Source organism: Caballeronia sp. LZ065 (assembly GCF_031450975.1).
Taxonomy (GTDB): Bacteria; Pseudomonadota; Gammaproteobacteria; order Burkholderiales; family Burkholderiaceae; genus Caballeronia.
On record NZ_JARUXV010000004.1, the window covers coordinates 933,697 to 951,786 of the forward strand.

The window sequence follows — 18,090 nt, forward strand, 5'->3', positions numbered from 1 at the left end:
TGTCATCGTGAAAGTCCAAAGCTCTCTGGCACGCCGGCCCTTGCGCCGCGCCTGCACCGATCGCTGCGGCATGCTTCCCGACTGCCGCTTCCTGTCGGATCTCACCGCCCTGTCCCGCCGCGGGGTTCGGCGGCGCAACGCCATCGCCGCGCGCGCGTTCATCGCCGTGCATTGCGTCGGCGCGGCCTCGCTGCTGCCGTAGCGCCTCTCTCCTTCCCCTTCACCTGAACTGACCGCTACGCACGCGCAATCCGCGCGCGTCGTTGCCTTGCGCGCCCGCGATGCTTCGCGAGCGCCGGGGACGCGTGCGCCCTGAATCTACGAGAGCACACCCATGGACCGCATCGACGAATTCCTGCGACACCATCACATCACCGAAGTAGAGGCGATCATTCCCGACATGGCGGGCACTGCGCGCGGCAAGATCATTCCGCGCAGCAAGTTCGAGTCAGGCGAGCCGATGCGCCTGCCGCAAGCCGTGATGCTGCAAACCGTGACGGGCGATTACCCCGAGACCGGCATCACCGGCGTCACCGATCCCGACATGATCTGCGTGCCCGATCCCGACACGATCCGCCTGATTCCCTGGGCCACCGATCCAACCGCGCAGGTGATCCATGATTGCGTGCACTTCGACGGCACGCCGGTTGCCATTTCACCGCGCCGCGTGCTGCGTCAGGTGCTGCAACAGTTCGCGGCGAAGGGCTGGCGTCCGGTGGTCGCGCCCGAACTGGAGTTCTTTCTCGTCGACATGAACCGCGACCCGGACCTGCCGCTCAAGCCGCCGGTCGGCCGGACCGGTCGCGCGGAAACCGGACGCCAGGCGTATTCCATCGACGCCGTCAATGAATTCGATCCGCTCTTCGAAGACATCTACGAGTATTGCGAGGTGCAGGAACTGGACGTGGACACGCTCATCCATGAAGTGGGCGCGGCGCAGATGGAAATCAACTTCATGCACGGCGACGCGCTGAATCTCGCGGACCGCGTGTTCCTCTTCAAGCGCACCGTGCGCGAGGCGGCGCTGCGTCACCAGATGTACGCCACCTTCATGGCCAAGCCGATGGAAAACGAACCCGGCTCGGCCATGCATGTGCACCAGAGCCTCGTCGATGCCGAAACCGGCCGCAATCTCTTCTCCGGCCGCGACGGCGAACCCACCGGTCTGTTCTACAGCTATATCGCCGGCTTGCAGAAGTACACGCCCGCGCTGATGCCCATTTTTGCGCCGTACATCAATTCGTATCGCCGGTTGTCGCGCTTCATGGCCGCGCCGATCAACGTGCAATGGGGCTACGACAACCGCACCGTGGGCTTTCGGGTGCCGCATGCCGCACCGCAGGCGCGGCGCATCGAGAACCGCATTCCCGGCGTGGACTGCAATCCGTATCTGGCGATGGCGGCCACGCTCGCGGCGGGTTATCTCGGCATGACGCAGCATCTGGAGCCCACCGCGCCGCTCGCGAGCGACGGTTATCGCCAGCCGTATCAGCTGCCGCGCACTCTCGACGAAGGCCTCGCGCTGATGGGCGCATGCCAGCCGCTGGCGGACCTGTTCGGCGAGACCTTCGTGCGCGCCTACCTCGCGCTGAAGGAAACCGAGAACGAAGCGTTCTTCCGTGTCATCAGTTCATGGGAACGCAAGCATCTGTTGCTGCACGTTTGACTCAGGGAGACAACGACATGAACGATCGTATCGACTGGACCGCTCACTATCAGGCGCTCGACGCCGCGCATCATCTGCATCCGTTTTCCGACATGGGTGCGCTCAATCGCACGGGCAGCCGCGTGATCGTGCGGGGCGAAGGGGTGTATCTGCGGGATTCGGAAGGCGTGCGCATCATCGACGGCATGGCGGGGCTGTGGTGCGTGAACCTCGGCTATGGACGGCAGGAACTCATCGACACCGCCTGCCGGCAGATGCACGAACTGCCCTACTACAACACCTTCTTCAAGACGACGCATCCGCCGGTGGCGGAACTGTCGGCGTTGCTCGCGGAACTCATGCCCGCGCGCTTCAACCGCTTCCTGTATTGCAACAGCGGCTCCGAAGCGAACGACACCGCGTTGCGCGCCGTGCATCGCTACTGGGCCGTGCAAGGCCAGCCTGAAAAGCGCCATGTGATCGCGCGCCACAACGCGTATCACGGCTCGACCATCGCGGCCGCGACGCTCGGCGGCATGGCCGGCATGCACGAGCAGATGCCGTCGAAGCTCGAACACGTCGCGCATATCGGCCAGCCGTACTGGTTCGGCGAAGGCGGCGCGATGGACCCGCACGCCTTCGGCCTCGAATGCGCGCGTCAGCTCGAAGCGAAGATTCTCGAACTCGGCGCGGACCATGTCGCGGCGTTCATCGGCGAGCCGTTTCAAGGCGCGGGCGGCGTCATCTTTCCGCATGCGAGCTACTGGCCGGAGATCCAGCGCATCTGCCGCGAGCATGACGTCTTGCTGATTGCCGACGAAGTGATCGGCGGCTTCGGGCGCACCGGTGAATGGTTCGCGCATGAGCACTTCGGCTTCGAGCCGGATGTCATCACGATGGCCAAGGGCATCACGAGCGGCTATGTGCCGATGGGCGCCGTCGCGCTCTCCGATGCCATCGCGGACGCGATCATCGCAGGCGGCGAGTTCAATCACGGCTTCACGTACTCCGGGCATCCGCTCGCGGCCGCGGTGGCCGTCACGAATCTGAAGCTGCTGCGCGACGAGGGCATCGTGACGCGCGTCAAGCACGATACCGGGCCTTATTTCCAGCAACACCTGAGAGAGGCGCTCGCGGATCATCCGATCGTCGGCGAGATTGCGGGAACGGGACTCGTCGCGGGCATTCAGCTCGCGGAGCATCCGGCCACGCGCAAGCGCTTCGATGACATCGACGCCATCGGCACGCTGTGTCGCGACTTCTCCTTCGAAGGCAATCTCGTCATGCGCGCGAGCGACGACCGCATGTTGTTGTCGCCGCCGCTGGTGGTCACGCATGCCGAGATCGACGAGATCGTGCAGAAGGCGCGCGACGCCATCGACGCGACTGCACACGCCATCAAGCGCGCCGCTTGACGAAGTAGTCCGCCGCCATGTGCCGGAAGGCTGTGACGGCGGGATTGTCCTGATCCGTGCGCCACGCCATGCTCATTTCCGCGTGAACGGTATGGCCCGCGATCTCCCTGAACGCGACGTTGTCATAGTGAAAACGCTGCGACGATGCCGGCAGGATCGACACGCCCAGACCCGCGCGCACGAGCGAAAGAATGGTCGGCGTCTGGTCGATGTATTGCGTGAAATGCGGCGTCACGTCCTCGGCCGCGAGGAGGCCCATGATGCGGTCGTGGAAGTATTTGCCATGCGCGGGCGAATGCATGATGAACGCCTGCTCGTGCAGTTGCCTGAGTTCCAGCTGCGGGAAGGCGCACAGTGCGTGTCCGGCGGGCAACGCGACGATCATCGGCTCGCGCTCGACCAGCATGAACTCCACTTTCTGCCGCGACGGCAACGGCCGCAGAAAACCCAGGTCGATGGCATTGGCCTCGAAGCCCTCGATCTGCGCCACCGAGATCATCTCCAGCAACACGACATCGATATCCGGCAAGTGCTGCCTCGCCGCGACGAGCAAGCCGGGAATCAGCTCGTAGCCCGCCGCGCCGGTGAACGCGATGCGCACCCGCCCCGTCTTGCCCGTGCTGGCGCGCCGCACCGTGCTCTCGGCCTGCTCGGAGAGATTCAGCAGACGCGTGGCGTCGGCGAGAAACACGCGGCCTTCCGTGGTCAGCCTGACCGTGCGGCCGATGCGTTCGAACAGCTGCACGCCGAGGTTCTCTTCGAGCAGATGAATCTGCCGCGAGAGCGGCGGCTGCGTCATGTTGAGCAACGCAGCGGCGCGCCTGAAGTTCAGTTCAGTCGCCGCGGCAACGAAACAACGTACTTGTCCGAGATCGAGCATTCGTCATCGACGTTGATGGAGGTGCCGATCATTATAGGTTCGTCGCGGCGCGGCTCATGCACGCATCAGGTCGTCAGGCTGCCTTCCGGGCGCTGTCCCGCCAGCGCCTGCGCGAGACTCGCGAGCACCATCTCGCCCATCGCCGTGCGCGATTCCACCGTCGCGCTCGCGCGATGCGCCTGCAATACGACGCGCTCGCTCGCCAGCAAGGCGTCCGGCACGTTGGGCTCGTCGACGAACACGTCGAGGCCCGCGCCCGCGATCGCGCCGCGCGCCAGCGCGTCGCACAGGTCGCTTTCCACCACCAGCTTGCCGCGCGCGATGTTGATCAGATAACCGTCCTTTCCCAGCGCATCAAGCACGGCCGCGTTCACGATGCCCTGCGCCTTGTCCGCGGCCGCGGCGAGCACCAGGATGTCGCTGGCCCGCGCCAGCGACAGCAGGTCCGGCACGTAGTCATACGCGACGTCGTTCATCTCGCGCACGTCGGTATAGGCGATCGGACAGCCGAACGCTGCGGCGCGCTGCGCGATCGCGCGGCCGACCTTGCCGAGGCCCACGATGCCCACGCGCTTGCCGCTGAAGCGGCGCGACAGCGGAATCGCCGCGGGGCTCGGGTTGGCGGGCCACTTGCCGGTCTTCACGAAGTCATGGCCGGAGCAGATCTCGCGCAGTACCGTGAGGATCAGTCCGATGGCGAGATCGGCGACGTCTTCAGTCAGCGCGCCGAACGTGCCCGTCACCGGCAGGCCGCGCGAACGCGCGAAGGCAAGATCGACGGCATCGGTGCCGACACCGTTCACCGCGATCACCTGCAAACCCGGCAAGCGTTCGATCATGTCGTTCGATATGCCCGTATGACCGCCGGTGATCACGCCGCGAATCGCCGCGCCATGCTCATGAATATAAGCGTCCTTGTCATCCTGCTCATACAGCCGGTGCATGACGTAGAGCGCATCAAGCTTCTGGTTGATCGCGGGAACGAGGATGGGATTGAGTTGCAGAATATGCGGCTTCATGTGATGCGTTTCCTCTCATTCGATGACCGATGTGGAGCGCATCATGCGTGCTTTGCGCGCACGCGTCCAATCCCAAAACGCTATCAGTTGATCCACTCCTGGATGCAACGCCCATCGATTCAATCCGGGAATCACGTAATAGCAATAAAAGATTGGACGCTCTTGCAGGGCGTCTCCACAATTTGAAGCATCACGAGGCATATCAATAAAAAAGCCTTGATAACGACTCGGAGACAACAGCGTGAGCCTGCGCCCTGACTGCCCTTCATTTCCCCCTTTCCTGAATATCGCTGCGCCGTCCGGCAAGGAGGCAGCACGATGAGCAACGCCGACGGCATCGTCGCTTCGTCGAATGCGGACGCCACCACGGAAAAGCGCACGAAGCATCGCTGGGTCGTGATGGGCCTGATCTTCTGCATCTGGGCCATCGCCTGCGCGGATCGCGCGAACTTCGGCATCGCATTGCCTTATCTCAAGAAGGAATATCACATCAGCAACACCGAGGCCGGCCTGATCGTCAGCCTGTTCTCATTCGCCTACGGCCTCGTGCAGATTCCGGTGGGCCTGCTCTACAAGCGGCTCAGCGAGCGCACCACCGGGCTGCTGTTCTCGGTCTTCATGATCATGACCTCGGTGTTCACGGGACTGATGGGCACGACCTCTTCAGTGTTCCTGCTGATGAGCTATCGCGTGGGGCTGGGCCTCTCGGAAGGACCGCTCGGCATCGGCTGCACCAACGTCATCAACCGCTGGTTTCCCAAGCGCGAGAAAGGCACGGCCGCCGGCCTCTGGATCGCCGCGTCCAAGCTCGGGCCGTTGATCGTGCCTTCGGTGTGCATCATCGTGATCAATCTGTGGGGCTGGCGCGAGATCTTCTATGTCTTCGCGATTCCGGGCATCGTGCTGGCGCTCGTGTGGCTCGTGCTGGTGACCAACTCGCCCGATGAAAACCGCTTCTGCTCGCCCGCCGAGCGCCGCTATATCGCCGATGAATCGAACGACGGTCAGCACGGCGGACGCGCGCCCATCCGCACGCAGATGACGCCGATGCCCAAGCTCGACGCCATCAACCGCACGAAGCGCGTGCCGCAACTCGAAACGATCCGCCAGGTGTTCGGTTCGTGGAATATCTTCGGCATTGCGCTGGGCTATGGCTGCATGATCGGCATCAGCAACATCTTCATCTCGTGGATTCCGACCTATCTGGTCACGGTGAAGGGCTTCGCCTCGGTGAAGATGGGCTTTCTCGCGTCGGCGCCGTTCATTGGCGCAGTCACGGGCAACATGCTCGGCGGCATCATCTCGGACCGCCTGCTCGGCGGCCGCCGCAAGCCGATGATGATGCTCGGCGCGCTCGGCACGATGATCATGACCTTCCTGCTGATCGACGCACCCGACAGCGTCGCCTATCTCGGCGGCGCGCTGATGCTCGCGGGCCTCATGCTCGGCATCGGCTTCGCGGGCTATTCCGCCTATCCGATGGGACTCGCGACCAAGGCCACCTATCCCACCGCGTTCGGCATCGTGAATTCGCTGGGGCAGATTGGCGGCGCGTGCGCACCGCTTGCCGTCGGCCTGTTGCTCGACCGCTATAGCTGGACCGCCGTGTTTCTGTACATGGTGGGCACCGCGCTGCTGTGTCTGCTGCTGCTCTTCAGCGTGGTCGAGCCGGTTGCGGGCGAGGAACCCTCCGCGAAGTAGACTCGCGCAGCGCGCCGACGGCGTTTCAAAGACCGTGCTCGACCATCGCGAGCAGGCGCTCTGCAAGCGGCCCGATCTGCGCGGCGTCCATGCCCTGCAGCGGCCCCTCGATCAACAGCAGCGCGAAGCCATGCACCGCGCTCCACGCCAGATATTCCGCTCCGCCGCGGCGGGTTGCATCGAGTGCGCCGGTCGTCACCATGTCGTCGAGCGCGCGGCTCAGCAACTGGAAGGGGTCGAGTCCGCCCGGCCCCGCGCCGTACGCTTGCGCATGCTCGCCCCATTCCGTGCGCGACGCCGCAAAGGCCGTGCGGAACAACCCCGTTTCTGACTGCGCGAATCGCAGATAACCGGCGCCGACCGCCCGCAGCCCGGCGCGCGCCGCATCCGCGCGGCTGCGCTTCCTCGGCCGCGCCGCCAACTCCTCTTCCATGGCCTGCGCGACGCACGACAGCGCCGCCGAGCGTACCGCCGACAACAACGCCTGACGGCTGTCGAAATGCCGGTACGCCGCGTTCGGCGCGACGCCCGCGCGACGCGTGGCTTCACGCAGGACGATGGCATCCGGGCCGCCTTCGCGAGCGAGTTCGATACCTGCATCGATCAGCGCGCGTCGCAAGTCGCCGTGCCGATAAGTGCTGCGCTGCATTCCGTTTGTCATGGGCGGCATGTTATTTCAGATTATTCAGGTGTTTGCCGATGTGGACACTGTCCATTATCTCTGCTACTTTTTGTGGACGGTGTACACAAACAAAAATAAATCCGCGTCGAATGGCAAACGCAGAGGAAAGGAGACGCTCATGAACCTGTCGAACGATCGTGCGCAGGAAACGGAAGATGTCCGGCACATTCGCGGTTTGATCGAAGCATGGCGGCAAGCCGTGCTCGCCAAGGATGTCGACGCCCTCGTGCGTCATTACGCAGAAGATGTCGTCGTGTTCGATGTCGTTCCGCCTGCATCAGTGAGAGGCATCGAGACTTATCGCGAGCACTGGCAGCGCTGGTTCGACAGCATGAAAGGTCCGCTTGCCTTCGAGATGCGGGACCTGGAGGTCGCGGCAAGCGGCGACCTGGCCTTCGCGCACACCGTCAACCGCGTCGCCGTGGGCGAGCAGGAAGACATCGTGCGCGCCACCGTGTGTTTCAGGAAGACCGGCGGCGAATGGCGTGTCGTGCATGAACACGCCTCCGTGCCGCTGACAATGGATATGGACCCGGACGAGAAGTCATAACCCAAGGAGCGGACATGCAAGTGCAACCCTATCTGTTTTTCGAAGGCCGCTGCGAAGAAGCCATCACGTTCTATCGCGAGAAACTCGGCGCGCAGGTCGTCATGATGATGCGCTACAGCGAGAATCCCGAAGCCGAAAAAGATCAGGGCAGCGACGGCGGCTGCAACATGCCGCCCGGATCGGAGAACAAGATCATGCACGCGGCGCTGACCATCGGCGACTCCGTCGTCATGGCCTCCGACGGCTGGTGCAACGGCAAGCCGGAATTCAAGGGCATTTCACTCTCGCTGACCGCCAACGACGAGCAGCAGGCCGAGCGCTACCTCAACGCGCTGTCGGACGGCGGCCAGGTGCAGATGCCCATGGCGCCCACTTTCTTTGCCAAGCGCTTCGGCATTGTCGCGGACAAGTTCGGCGTGTCGTGGATGGTGCTCGGCGGGCTCGAACATCCAACCGCTCAACGCTAGACGCACACCGCGGGAACACGGCTTGCGCGCCTTTCATTGCCTCAAACCGAAAGGAGAAGCGACATGAGCAACTACGCCGGACGTTCGCAGGAAGACCGCATCGCGCAACGCAAGGGCAAGCAGCAAACGTCGCAGGAGCAGCCAGGCGGCTCCATGGCGCAGCCCGGAACCGAGCCCGACCGCGACCGCAGTTGCGGCGAACTGACCGAGGAAGGCAAGCAAGTGTGGCGCACGGGCTCGGGCATCGACGGGGGCGGAAAGACCTGACCCGCGTAGCGGCCATCGTAAACGTGGAACAATGGTGGCGTGCCGGTCCTCTTCCATGACCGGCGCGTCTCGCATTCGACCGACAGGAGTTTTCGATGAGCGCCCCGCGCAAGAACCATCTTTCAGGCTCGGGCATCCCCGCTGACAAGGCCGATGATCGTCCAAGCCGCGAGGAAGCCGAAGCCGCCGTGCGTGTGCTGTTGCGCTGGGCCGGCGACGACCCCGCTCGCGAGGGCCTGCTCGACACCCCGGGCCGCGTGGTACGCGCCTACGAAGAGTTCTTCGCCGGCTATACGCAAAATCCGCATGAGATTCTGGCGCGCACGTTTTCCGAAGTGCAAGGCTACGACGAGATGATCGTCCTGAAGGACATTCGTTTCGAAAGCTACTGCGAACATCACATGGTGCCGATCATCGGCCGCGCGCACGTGGCGTATCTGCCGAAGGAACGGGTCGTCGGCATCTCCAAGCTGGCGCGGCTCGTCGATGCCTTCGCCAAGCGTCTGCAGATTCAGGAAAAGATGACCGCGCAGATCGCCGACACACTGAACGAAGTCTTGCAGCCGCTCGGCGTCGGCGTGATTCTCGAGGCCGCGCATCAGTGCATGTCCACGCGCGGCGTGCACAAGGCCGGCGTCTCGATGGTCACGTCGCGCATGCTCGGCTCGTTCCGCGACGACCCGTCCACGCGGCGCGAGTTTTTGTCCATCGTCGGCAATCAGAACGCGTTCAGCGTCTCCAACACCTGATCGGCCGCGTCTGCACGTAACAAGGGCCTCGCTTGTTGCGAGGCCCTTGTCGTTTCATCGCCCACGTTGCGGGTTCACGCGCCGTAGCCATTGTCCGGCGCATCCGCGCCCGACCCTTCGCGCACCTTGCCCTGCGACACATTGCTGCCCGGCGGCACGCTGTGCGTGAGCCACACATTGCCGCCGATCACCGAACCCTGGCCAATCGTCACGCGGCCGAGGATCGTGGCGCCCGCATAGATCACCACATCGTCCTCCACGACCGGATGCCGCGCGTTGCCCTTGACGAGCGAACCGTCGCTGCTCGAAGGAAAACTCTTCGCGCCAAGCGTCACGGCCTGATACACGCGCACGTGCTGGCCGATGATCGCCGTCTCGCCAATCACGACGCCCGTACCGTGGTCGATGAAGAAACTCGGCCCGATGGTCGCGCCCGGATGAATGTCGATGCCCGTCAGCGAATGCGCGATCTCGTTGATGAAGCGCGCCAGCAAGGGCACGCCGAGCTTGTGCAGCGCGTGGGCCAGACGATGATGCGTCATGGCCCAGATGCCCGGATAACACAACAGGATCTCGGTGATGTGCTGTGCCGCCGGGTCGCCGCTGAAGGCCGCCTGAATGTCGCTGACGAGCAGCGCGCGGATGGCCGGCAACTGCGAGCCGAACTCGCGTGCGATCGCGAAGGCGCGCGCGCTGACTTCGGCGTCGGCGGTGTCGCGATGCTCGGGCAGGAAACGCAGCGCGCGGCGAATCTGCTCGTGCAGCAGACGCAAGGTGCTCTCCAGCGTCTGGCCGACGTAATAATCGACGCTTTCGTCGGTCAGATCAGGCGCGCCGTAATGTGTGGGAAAGAGCGCGGAACGCAGGCCGTTGACGATCCTGATGATAGCCTCGCGCGACGGCAGTTCGCGTATGCCCAGCGGATGACGCGTGCGATGCAGTTCCTCGCGCGACTGGCGCAGGTCAGCGACGATTCGCGCCAAGCCCCATTCCTGGACGGCGTCGCGGGAGATCTCGTGAGAAGGTTCGAGCGGCGATACGGCGCCGAACTTGGGCGTGTTCTGCATGGGCTGGCATGGATCGAGGGAAAACCGCCGCCGTGACACGCGATGCGACGCGCACCACGGATGAAAGATCAAGCGTAACCGGTTTTGCCCAGGCTTGCCGCACGCAGCCTTACGTGACGTTCCGCCGTGTTACACGGACACCGTCACACCGTTACGTTACTGGCATCGATCCAGCGCACGGCCCAGTCGCGCGCGTGCGCAATGGCCTCGTGTTCGTCGCGGAAGCGCAGGTCGGTGGGAAAGAAGCGGTTCGCGACGAGTTCACCGTCGCTGGATCGCGAGATCACCACGTAGGGCTGGTAGCTGCCGTCTCCGGCCCGGGCGGGCGCGCAGTTTAAAAGGTAGCCTCGATGTGAAAAGGCTGCATCGTGTTGCATGAGTCACCTGTGTGAAAGTGCCCTGCTCGTTCGAATGGCAATGCGCTGGGTGGGCGGCGCGTGGGATGCGTCCTCCTGATTGCCCGCATCCCGTCTTGCAGTTTGCTGCCGACAGGTTCCAAATAATACTTGCTGGAAATCGGCTTGGGGTTGAAAAAAAATCCTGAAATTTTTTGCTTGCTTGCAAGGCGCGCTACGACAAGGGCGGCGGTTCCGTCGCCAAAAAGCCGGAACGAACCTTGCGAGACAACCGGATGGTTCAGATCCAACGGAGCAATGCGATGAACAACGCTGAAGCAAACGAGCCGCAGGACAAGCAGACCCAGCGCACCGCCGACAGCCCGATCAAGACGCCGGGCACCGAGACCGCGCACGTGCGGATGGACGATGCGCAGAAGGCCGCCGCAGGCGGCGAGGCGCATGCGGGCGCCGGCGCAAAAAGCGGCGTGCGCGCGGAGACGACCCGCGAAGGCATGCACATCGGACCGCAAGGGACGTATGAGAAGCCGCCGCGCGGCGTTGATGTCGCCAACGACGACGGCCCCGACGACACCGTCGACGCCGACGGCAAGAATCGCGAAGCGCAGCGCGATATGGAAATGCGTGCGCGTCAGCCGGACGCGGTGATCAATTCGAACGCGACGCCGGTGAACTATGTACCCGAACCCGGCGACGGCCTCGGCGGCTTCGATAGCCGTCCGGCGCGCAACGGCCTGCTGCTGGCGCTGGAGCGGGGTTATCGGCTGATCGATCGCGGCATGGTCGCGCCGACGGTTCCGGAAGTGGAAGACCGCGTGCGCTTCGAAGGGCGCGATGCGCACGGCCATACCTTGCGCGGGCGCAAGCACTACGCGCTCAATCACCTGCGACCTTCACGGCTGTTCGAGATCGAACGGGGTTGATGATCAAGACAAAGCCGCGTCGATGACGCGGCTTTGAACATGTCATTGCAGGTCGGGCCGAAGCCTTACTTGTTTTCCTTTGACCCCTCGTCGGACTCGATGCGTGTCACGCCTCCCGTCGCGGGGGGATCGCTCGCAGGGAAGGTATCTTCAACGGCCTTGTCGACGTCTTCCTCGTCACGTTCCGAATGCGGATGCTGTTCCTTGGTGTTCATTGCTCGCTCCTCAGGTTGTGGCGCATGCTCAAGGTAGATGCAACGCGCGTGCCTCGCCCTTGGATCGAGTCGCGGCAGCAGGCACGATGGTTGCGCAAGCTCCCTCGCGACAATGCGCCGCACAAAAACAACGCGACTGACCGTAGATCGATAAAGGGGAAGGCCAATGACCACGATCCATGCCTACGACGGCTATCAGGACGACACCGAAGACCTTCAGGCACTTCCTGTAACACAGCAGCCGCGGACCGCGGCGGAACAACGCTTCACCTCCGCCATGGCCTGTCTCGGCGCCGCCTACGCGCTGTCATGGGCCGAATTCGCGCTGGCGCTCGCTCTCGGCCTGCCCGGCGATGCGTCGAGCCATCCGGTGGCGGCGTCGATCGTCTCGCGCGTGCTCATCGGCATGCTGTATGTATGCGTCGCGTCGCGGCTGCAATGGGCGCGCTGGCTCACGGTCGCCATCGGCATTCTTTCGGTGGCGCTGGTGGCGCCGACCATCGGCATGCAATGGCACGCGTTTCCCGCCGCCGCACTGGTCTGCGGCGCCGGTCTGGTCTGCAAACTGGCGGCGTCCCTGTATCTCGTCTCGCCAATGCCGCCGCGCATCGCGAAACGCTGAAACATTCGAAACCACACGTTTGTAATCCATGAAACAGGCGCGGCTTTTTCGTGCACGCGCCGGCTCGCACAATGCAAGGCGGTTTATCGTTGTTATTCACGCCCCAAGCTTGCGAGCCCACATCATGAAAATTGCTGTCATCGGCGCGACCGGCACGGTCGGCCAGGCTGTCTCCACCGAACTCAAATCCCGTCACGAAGTCATCGAGATCGGCGCGACGCGCGGCGCGCATCGCGTCGACTTGCTGGACCTGAACAGCATCAAGCGTCTGTTTGAATCGATCGGCCGGGTCGATGCGATCGTCGCCGCCGCCGGTCATGTGCACTTCGGCGAACTCGTGAAGATGACGCCGGAGCAATTCCGCCTCGGTCTCGACGACAAGCTGATGGGTCAGGTCAACCTCGTCCTCACCGCGCGCGATCATCTCAACGACGGCGGCTCCTTCACGCTGACGAGCGGCATCGTCGGTGCGGAACCCATCCTGCAAGGCGCGAGCGCGGCGGCTGTGAATGGCGCGATCGAAGGCTTCGTGCGCGGCGCGGCAATCGAACTGCCGCGCGGCCTGCGCATCAACGCCGTCAGCCCGACGATGCTCGAAGAAGCGCGCGAAAGCTTCGGCCCGTACTTCCGTGGCTTCGAGGCCGCCAGCGGCGCGCGCGTGGCGCTGGCGTACAGCCGCAGCGTCGAGGGCGCCGAAACGGGCCGCGTGTATTGCGTCCACTGAGCGACACCCGCTGTCAGGCGCAAAGTGTGCATGGAGCGTAACGCGGCAATCGCCTAAGCTCGGCGCTTCATGACGAATGGAGCCGCGCCATGCAGTGGACCCGGGACGACTATCGCGTCAGCACGGACATCGACAGCTTCGACTTCGATGTCATTCATCGCTACCTGAGCGAAGAGGCGTACTGGTCGCCCGGCATCGCGCGCGAGAAGGTGGAGCGCGCGGCGCGCCATTCGCTGGCGTTCGGGCTGTTGCTGCGCGACGAGCAGATCGGCTACGCGCGCATGATCACCGATACCACCACCTTCGCCTATCTCGCCGATGTCTTCGTGCTGCCCGCGCATCGCGGCGCGGGCCTGGGCGTCTGGCTGATCGACTGCGTGATGGCGCATCCCGACCTGCAAGGGCTGCGCCGCATGATGCTGGTCACATCCGATGCCCACCGTCTCTACGCGCGCCACGGCTTCGCGGCCAGCGCGCATCCGGAGCGCATCATGGAGAAGATTGGACGCGCGTGATCGCTTTCAGCCGCCCTGCACACCTTGCGTGTTGACGTAAAGCGCATAAAGGCCATGGCTCGCCGCCATGAACAACCGGTTGCGATGCCGTCCGCCGAAACACACGTTCGCACAGCGCTCGGGCAAGTCGATATGGCCGAGCGCTTCGCCTTGCGGCGAGAACACGCGCACGCCGTCGAGTTCCGCGTCGCCCATGCCCCAGCCGCACCACAGGTTGCCGTGGATATCCACACGAAAGCCGTCCGGCGTGCCCGGTCCCGCATCGATGACCAGGCGCGGCTCGCCAAGCCGGCGGCCGCCGTCGAGCACGTCGAAGGCAAAGATCTTGCGCGGCGCGGAGCGCGACTCGACCACATACAGCACCGATTCATCCGGCGAGAACGCCAGGCCGTTCGGCCCGATGAAGTCGTCGATCATCACCGTGATCTCGCCGATCTGGCCATCCACGCGATAGACGCACGGCTTCAGCTCCGCCGCGGCCTTCTCGCCTTCATAGAAACCGTCAATGCCGAATGCGGGATCGGTGAACCAGATCGACCCGTCCGACTTCACGACGACGTCGTTCGGCGAGTTCAGCGGCTTGCCCGCGTAACGGTCCGCGAGCACGGTGATGGAGCCGTCGTATTCCGTGCGCGTCACGCGCCGCGTCAGATGCTCGCAGGTCACGAGGCGTCCAGCGCGGTCGCGCGTGTTGCCGTTGGCGTTGTTCGACGGCTTGCGAAACACGCTCACCTGGCCGCTCTCTTCGTCCCAGCGCAGGATGCGGTTGTTCGGGATGTCGCTCCACAGCAGCGCGCGGGCATCGCCGAACCAGACCGGTCCCTCAGACCAGCGCGTTCCCTGATAAAGACATTCGACCGATGCCGCCGCCACGCGCAACGCGTTGAAGCGCGGATCCAGCACACGTATGGCGGGGTCGGGGTAGCGGCGCGAATCACTTGACATGGTTGTTCGTCTCCTTGAATGCGGTTATGAACGCGGCATCATGCGGGCGGCATGGCGTCGAGCGCGGCCACGGAGCGGCGCAGTCCGTCGACGATGCGCTGCGCGACCCGCGCTGGAAAGTCGCCGGGCAACTGCGCCGTGACTTCCTCGATGACGGCCGGCGTGCGCTCGATGATCCTTTGTATGACCGGCTCGGCGCTCTCGCCGAAACCGCACTTGAGCGCCAGCGCGTTGAAATGCCGCCGCCGGATGTCGCGAAAAGCGTAATGCCGGCTCTTGCCCGGCAGCGCCATCGCGAGCCTGGCCTTGTGCCACGACCACTGGTTCGCGCCATCGCCTTCCACTGGCCAGATCGACATCACGTCATACAGCGGCGTCAGGCGATACAGCCCGCCGCGCAGCAGATGCAGGCTGAAGTTTTTCGCGTGTCCGTCCGGCGCGGCGAGCAGCCAGAACAGCAGTTGCGTGGTCAGCAAGGTTTCGAGGTCGCGCCGCGCCGCGTTCGAGTGTTGCAGCACACGAGCCAGATCCAGCACGCCAGGGCCGCCGTCGTGCTCGTATTTGCGGTGCGGCGGCAGGCCGGTCGCCTGGCAGAAATCCTCCTGCGGCAAGCGCAGGATCCAGGCGCCGTCGGGATGCGTGCGACGGTCGAAGCGCTCGACCACCAGCACGCGCCGCGCGCCGAAGGTCGCGATCTCCACATGCGCTGCCGGCAAACCAAACGCGCGCAGCAGGCGCATGCAGAGCCACTCGTTTTCGACAGACGTGGTCAGGTCCGCGCGGCGATTGCCCACCAGGCCGAGCGGCAACTTCAGGATGTGGGTGGTGGGCGTCGCGCCGTGCGGCTTGAGCCAGCGCCCTTCGTGACGCAGCAGCGCGGTCTTTTCCTGCGCACCGGCGAGCGAGATGCGAAAGTCGTCTTCATCGTCGGCACCCAACGACAGGCCGCCCGCCACCTGGTTCAGCAGTCGCTCGATGTCCTCCTCGCCGAGCGTCTCGCCTTCGATGCGCTCGACGCCCTCAGGCGCTTCGTCTTCGCCGAGCAACTGCACCGCACCCACGCAATCGCGCCCGATGGCCTGCAGGAGATCGAAGGCATCGAGACTGCCGGTCTGGAAGCGCTGGGCGATGCGCCGGCGGATCGCTTCGCTGTCGGGGAGCAGGTTGTCGAAGTAATTCAGCACGGCCTCGCCGCGCAGCGGCGCGCCGTCCAGCGGCACCGGCAGCGAGAGCGACAGTGCGCGCGCTTCATCCGAGCGCAGCCAGGCATCGTCGTAGAGCAGCTCCGCCGGGCCGCGCGCGGGCAGACGCCAGGTGGCCATGCGCTGGCCGTTTGCCCAGATGGACAAGGCCCTGGAATGCGGCCGGCGTCCGGCCATTACCAGTTTCCCCCGCCCGGCTCGCGCGCTTCGAGCAGGCCCGCTTCCGGCCGGTCCTGAACCTGCAATTGCAGGCCGTAGACGCCGAACATGGCCAGCATCTGATCCAGCGTCAGAGCACGGGCGTCCCGTTCGAGCGTCGACACCCGGCTCTGGCTGATGCCCAGGCGCGCCGCCGCTTGCGCCTGGGTCAGGCCGGCGCGCCGGCGGCCGGCGGCGAGCACATGGCCCATGTGCCCTACGGTTGCGATGACTTGGAACATGACGAGGATATCTGCGAGAAGAATAAACGCAGTTTATGCGTCACGCAGATATGCGTCAAATTCGATCTTTATCTGTGTCGCGCATAAACGCCGTTTATTTGCAACAAAGATAATCTTCCTTTCCTTGCGTCAGTTTGGCCCGAGTTCGCCGTCCCTGAGCCGCCACAAGGACAGCGGATTGTCGTCCGCGAGCGCGGCGGGCAACAGCGCCGCGGGCAGATCCTGATAGCACACCGGACGCAGGAAACGCTCGATCGCCATCGCGCCGACCGATGTGGAGCGGCTGTCCGAGGTCGCCGGGAACGGGCCGCCATGCACCATCGCGTATGACACCTCGACGCCGGTCGGGAAGCCGTTCGCCAGGATTCGTCCAGCCTTGCGTTCGAGCACCGGCAACAGCCGCCGTGCGAGATCGATGTCGTCCTTGTCCATCAGCAGCGTCACGGTCAGCTGGCCTTCGAGATGGCGCGCAACGGCGCTCATCTCCGCTTCGTCGCGGCACACGACGATCACCGAAGTCGGCCCGAAGATTTCCTCGGCAAGTTGCGGCCGCGCGAGAAACTCGTCCGCGCTCACGCGATACAGCGCCGGGAGCGCGCCGCTGTGTGCCTCGTTCTGTGTACCCGTGGCAATGCGCGTGGCGCTTTCATCGCGCTTGCCGACGCCGTCCGCATAAGCCGCCGCGATGCCCGCGGTCAGCATGGTCTGCGTGCCCTTCTTCTCCAGCGCGGCCGAGGCGCTGTCGATGAAATCATCGAGACCGGCGCTGTCGAGGCCGATCACGAGGCCCGGATTGGTGCAGAACTGGCCGACGCCAAGCGTGACCGAATCGATGAAGGCGGCCGCCAGCGTCGTGCCGCGCGCATCGAGCGCAGCGGGCAGCGCGAACAGCGGATTGACGCTGCTCATCTCGGCGAAGACGGGAATGGGCACGGGACGCTTCGCCGCGATATCGACGAGCGCGAGCCCGCCGCGCCGCGAACCGGTGAAGCCGACGGCCTGGATCGCCGGATGCGCGACGAGCGCCTCGCCGATCGCATTGCCTTCGCCGACCACCAGCGAGAACACGCCTTCGGGCAAGCCGCTGTCGGCGACCGCCTTCTGCACCGCGCGCCCGACGAGTTCGGCCGTGCCCAGGTGCGCCGGATGCGACTTCACGACGACGGGACAGCCCGCCGCGAATGCCGATGCGGTGTCGCCGCCCGCCACCGAAAACGCCAGCGGAAAGTTGCTGGCGCCGAACACGGCGACCGGTCCGACAGGAATCTTTTGCAAACGCAGGTCGGAACGCGGCAAGGGCTTGCGCTCGGGCTGCGGTGAATCGAGCGTCGCGCAGAGCCAGCGGCCCTCGCGCACGAGCGATGCAAACAGGCGCAATTGCCCGATCGTGCGGGCCCGTTCGCCTTCGAGACGCGCCTTCGGCAGCGCGGATTCGGCCATGGCGCGCTCGATCAGCGGATCGCCGAGCGCGATGATGTTGTCCGCAATCGCCTCCAGAAACTGCGCGCGCGTTTCGAACGGGGCGTTCCGGTAGGCGTCGAAGGCGGCTTCAGCGAGTTCGCAGGCGCGCGCGACTTCCGCCGCGCCGCCGCCGCCGAGCTTGGCTCCAGGTCGGCGTTGCGCGCGGGGTCGAACGCGCGGAGCGTGGCATTGGTGCCCCGCACGGCCGATGCGCCGATCAGCATCTCTCCGGTGATCTTCATGTC

The 18,090-nt window shown here is 64.7% G+C and carries 21 protein-coding genes and 1 pseudogene; 12 read left to right on the top strand and 10 right to left on the bottom strand.

What is annotated here, in order from left to right; genetic code table 11:
- Positions 1-7: 7 nt before the first annotated feature.
- The 3 genes from QCE63_RS30815 to QCE63_RS30825 all read left to right on the top strand — a co-directional run bounded on the left by QCE63_RS30815 (position 8) and on the right by QCE63_RS30825 (position 3,060).
- The gene (locus QCE63_RS30815) at positions 8-202 is read left to right on the top strand and encodes a hypothetical protein (RefSeq protein ID WP_309838312.1); all 195 of its coding nucleotides are present in this window, start codon (positions 8-10) and stop codon (positions 200-202) included.
- A gap of 132 nt (positions 203-334) precedes the next feature.
- On the top strand, positions 335-1,666 hold the full coding sequence (locus tag QCE63_RS30820; RefSeq protein WP_309838313.1) for a glutamine synthetase family protein: 1,332 nt from the start codon (positions 335-337) through the stop codon (positions 1,664-1,666).
- Positions 1,667-1,683: 17 nt separating this feature from the next.
- Complete coding sequence (locus tag QCE63_RS30825) at positions 1,684-3,060, top strand: aspartate aminotransferase family protein (protein ID WP_309838314.1); 1,377 nt, start codon at positions 1,684-1,686, stop codon at positions 3,058-3,060.
- On the opposite strand, the gene QCE63_RS30830 is transcribed toward QCE63_RS30825, so the two are convergent.
- Both QCE63_RS30830 and QCE63_RS30835 read right to left on the bottom strand, forming a co-directional pair.
- On the bottom strand, positions 3,044-3,940 hold the full coding sequence (locus QCE63_RS30830) for a LysR substrate-binding domain-containing protein (protein ID WP_309838318.1): 897 nt from the start codon (positions 3,938-3,940) through the stop codon (positions 3,044-3,046). The two genes, QCE63_RS30825 and QCE63_RS30830, sit on opposite strands and share 17 nt — an antisense overlap.
- Positions 3,941-4,005: 65 nt before the next feature.
- Positions 4,006-4,959, bottom strand: coding sequence for a 2-hydroxyacid dehydrogenase (locus QCE63_RS30835; protein WP_309838320.1), 954 nt, complete (start codon positions 4,957-4,959; stop codon positions 4,006-4,008).
- Between the two features lie 318 nt (positions 4,960-5,277).
- Here QCE63_RS30835 and QCE63_RS30840 point away from each other — a divergent pair, with 318 nt between their 5' ends.
- Entirely contained in the window at positions 5,278-6,660 is a 1,383-nt protein-coding gene (locus QCE63_RS30840; RefSeq protein ID WP_309838321.1) for an MFS transporter, read from the top strand.
- A gap of 25 nt (positions 6,661-6,685) precedes the next feature.
- Here the strand turns inward: QCE63_RS30840 and QCE63_RS30845 are convergent, their stop codons facing one another.
- Entirely contained in the window at positions 6,686-7,321 is a 636-nt protein-coding gene (locus tag QCE63_RS30845) for a TetR/AcrR family transcriptional regulator (RefSeq protein ID WP_309838324.1), read from the bottom strand.
- Here QCE63_RS30845 and QCE63_RS30850 point away from each other — a divergent pair.
- The 4 genes from QCE63_RS30850 (at position 7,296) to folE (ending at position 9,375) form a co-directional block, all read left to right on the top strand.
- On the top strand, positions 7,296-7,892 hold the full coding sequence (locus QCE63_RS30850; protein WP_309838326.1) for a nuclear transport factor 2 family protein: 597 nt from the start codon (positions 7,296-7,298) through the stop codon (positions 7,890-7,892). The genes QCE63_RS30845 and QCE63_RS30850 overlap by 26 nt on opposite strands.
- Before the next feature lie 14 nt (positions 7,893-7,906).
- Positions 7,907-8,359, top strand: coding sequence for a VOC family protein (locus QCE63_RS30855; protein ID WP_309838327.1), 453 nt, complete (start codon positions 7,907-7,909; stop codon positions 8,357-8,359).
- 63 nt (positions 8,360-8,422) lie between these two features.
- Positions 8,423-8,626 carry a hypothetical protein gene (locus tag QCE63_RS30860; RefSeq protein WP_309838329.1) on the top strand — a complete coding sequence of 68 codons (204 nt, stop codon included), beginning with the start codon at positions 8,423-8,425 and terminating at the stop codon, positions 8,624-8,626.
- Positions 8,627-8,721: 95 nt separating this feature from the next.
- Entirely contained in the window at positions 8,722-9,375 is a 654-nt protein-coding gene (gene folE, locus QCE63_RS30865) for a GTP cyclohydrolase I FolE (protein WP_309838331.1), read from the top strand.
- Positions 9,376-9,449: 74 nt separating this feature from the next.
- On the opposite strand, the gene epsC is transcribed toward folE, so the two are convergent.
- Both epsC and QCE63_RS30875 read right to left on the bottom strand, forming a co-directional pair.
- On the bottom strand, positions 9,450-10,442 hold the full coding sequence (gene epsC / locus QCE63_RS30870) for a serine O-acetyltransferase EpsC (protein WP_309838332.1): 993 nt from the start codon (positions 10,440-10,442) through the stop codon (positions 9,450-9,452).
- A 143-nt stretch (positions 10,443-10,585) separates the two neighbouring features.
- Positions 10,586-10,819, bottom strand: coding sequence for a hypothetical protein (locus tag QCE63_RS30875; RefSeq protein WP_309820740.1), 234 nt, complete (start codon positions 10,817-10,819; stop codon positions 10,586-10,588).
- Between the two features lie 281 nt (positions 10,820-11,100).
- On the opposite strand from QCE63_RS30875, the gene QCE63_RS30880 reads away from it, so the two are divergent.
- Complete coding sequence (locus QCE63_RS30880; RefSeq protein WP_309838335.1) at positions 11,101-11,721, top strand: DUF3005 domain-containing protein; 621 nt, start codon at positions 11,101-11,103, stop codon at positions 11,719-11,721.
- Positions 11,722-11,786: 65 nt separating this feature from the next.
- Here the strand turns inward: QCE63_RS30880 and QCE63_RS30885 are convergent, their stop codons facing one another.
- Entirely contained in the window at positions 11,787-11,936 is a 150-nt protein-coding gene (locus tag QCE63_RS30885) for a hypothetical protein (RefSeq protein WP_309838337.1), read from the bottom strand.
- A gap of 166 nt (positions 11,937-12,102) precedes the next feature.
- Here QCE63_RS30885 and QCE63_RS30890 point away from each other — a divergent pair, with 166 nt between their 5' ends.
- The 3 genes from QCE63_RS30890 to QCE63_RS30900 all read left to right on the top strand — a co-directional run bounded on the left by QCE63_RS30890 (position 12,103) and on the right by QCE63_RS30900 (position 13,797).
- Positions 12,103-12,558 carry a hypothetical protein gene (locus QCE63_RS30890; protein WP_309838338.1) on the top strand — a complete coding sequence of 152 codons (456 nt, stop codon included), beginning with the start codon at positions 12,103-12,105 and terminating at the stop codon, positions 12,556-12,558.
- Between the two features lie 121 nt (positions 12,559-12,679).
- A complete protein-coding gene (locus tag QCE63_RS30895; protein ID WP_309839351.1) occupies positions 12,680-13,282 on the top strand; it encodes a short chain dehydrogenase in 603 nt (200 codons plus the stop codon).
- 89 nt (positions 13,283-13,371) lie between these two features.
- On the top strand, positions 13,372-13,797 hold the full coding sequence (locus QCE63_RS30900; protein ID WP_309838340.1) for a GNAT family N-acetyltransferase: 426 nt from the start codon (positions 13,372-13,374) through the stop codon (positions 13,795-13,797).
- 6 nt (positions 13,798-13,803) lie between these two features.
- Here the strand turns inward: QCE63_RS30900 and QCE63_RS30905 are convergent, their stop codons facing one another.
- The 4 genes and pseudogenes from QCE63_RS30905 to QCE63_RS30920 form a co-directional block, all read right to left on the bottom strand.
- A complete protein-coding gene (locus QCE63_RS30905) occupies positions 13,804-14,742 on the bottom strand; it encodes an SMP-30/gluconolactonase/LRE family protein (RefSeq protein WP_309838341.1) in 939 nt (312 codons plus the stop codon).
- 38 nt (positions 14,743-14,780) lie between these two features.
- Positions 14,781-16,121, bottom strand: coding sequence for a type II toxin-antitoxin system HipA family toxin (locus QCE63_RS30910; RefSeq protein WP_309838343.1), 1,341 nt, complete (start codon positions 16,119-16,121; stop codon positions 14,781-14,783).
- Complete coding sequence (locus QCE63_RS30915; RefSeq protein ID WP_309838344.1) at positions 16,121-16,384, bottom strand: helix-turn-helix transcriptional regulator; 264 nt, start codon at positions 16,382-16,384, stop codon at positions 16,121-16,123. The genes QCE63_RS30910 and QCE63_RS30915 overlap by 1 nt, the downstream gene beginning before the upstream one ends.
- 129 nt (positions 16,385-16,513) lie before the next feature.
- A pseudogene (locus QCE63_RS30920) lies at positions 16,514-18,087 on the bottom strand (aldehyde dehydrogenase (NADP(+))).
- Positions 18,088-18,090: the final 3 nt, after the last annotated feature.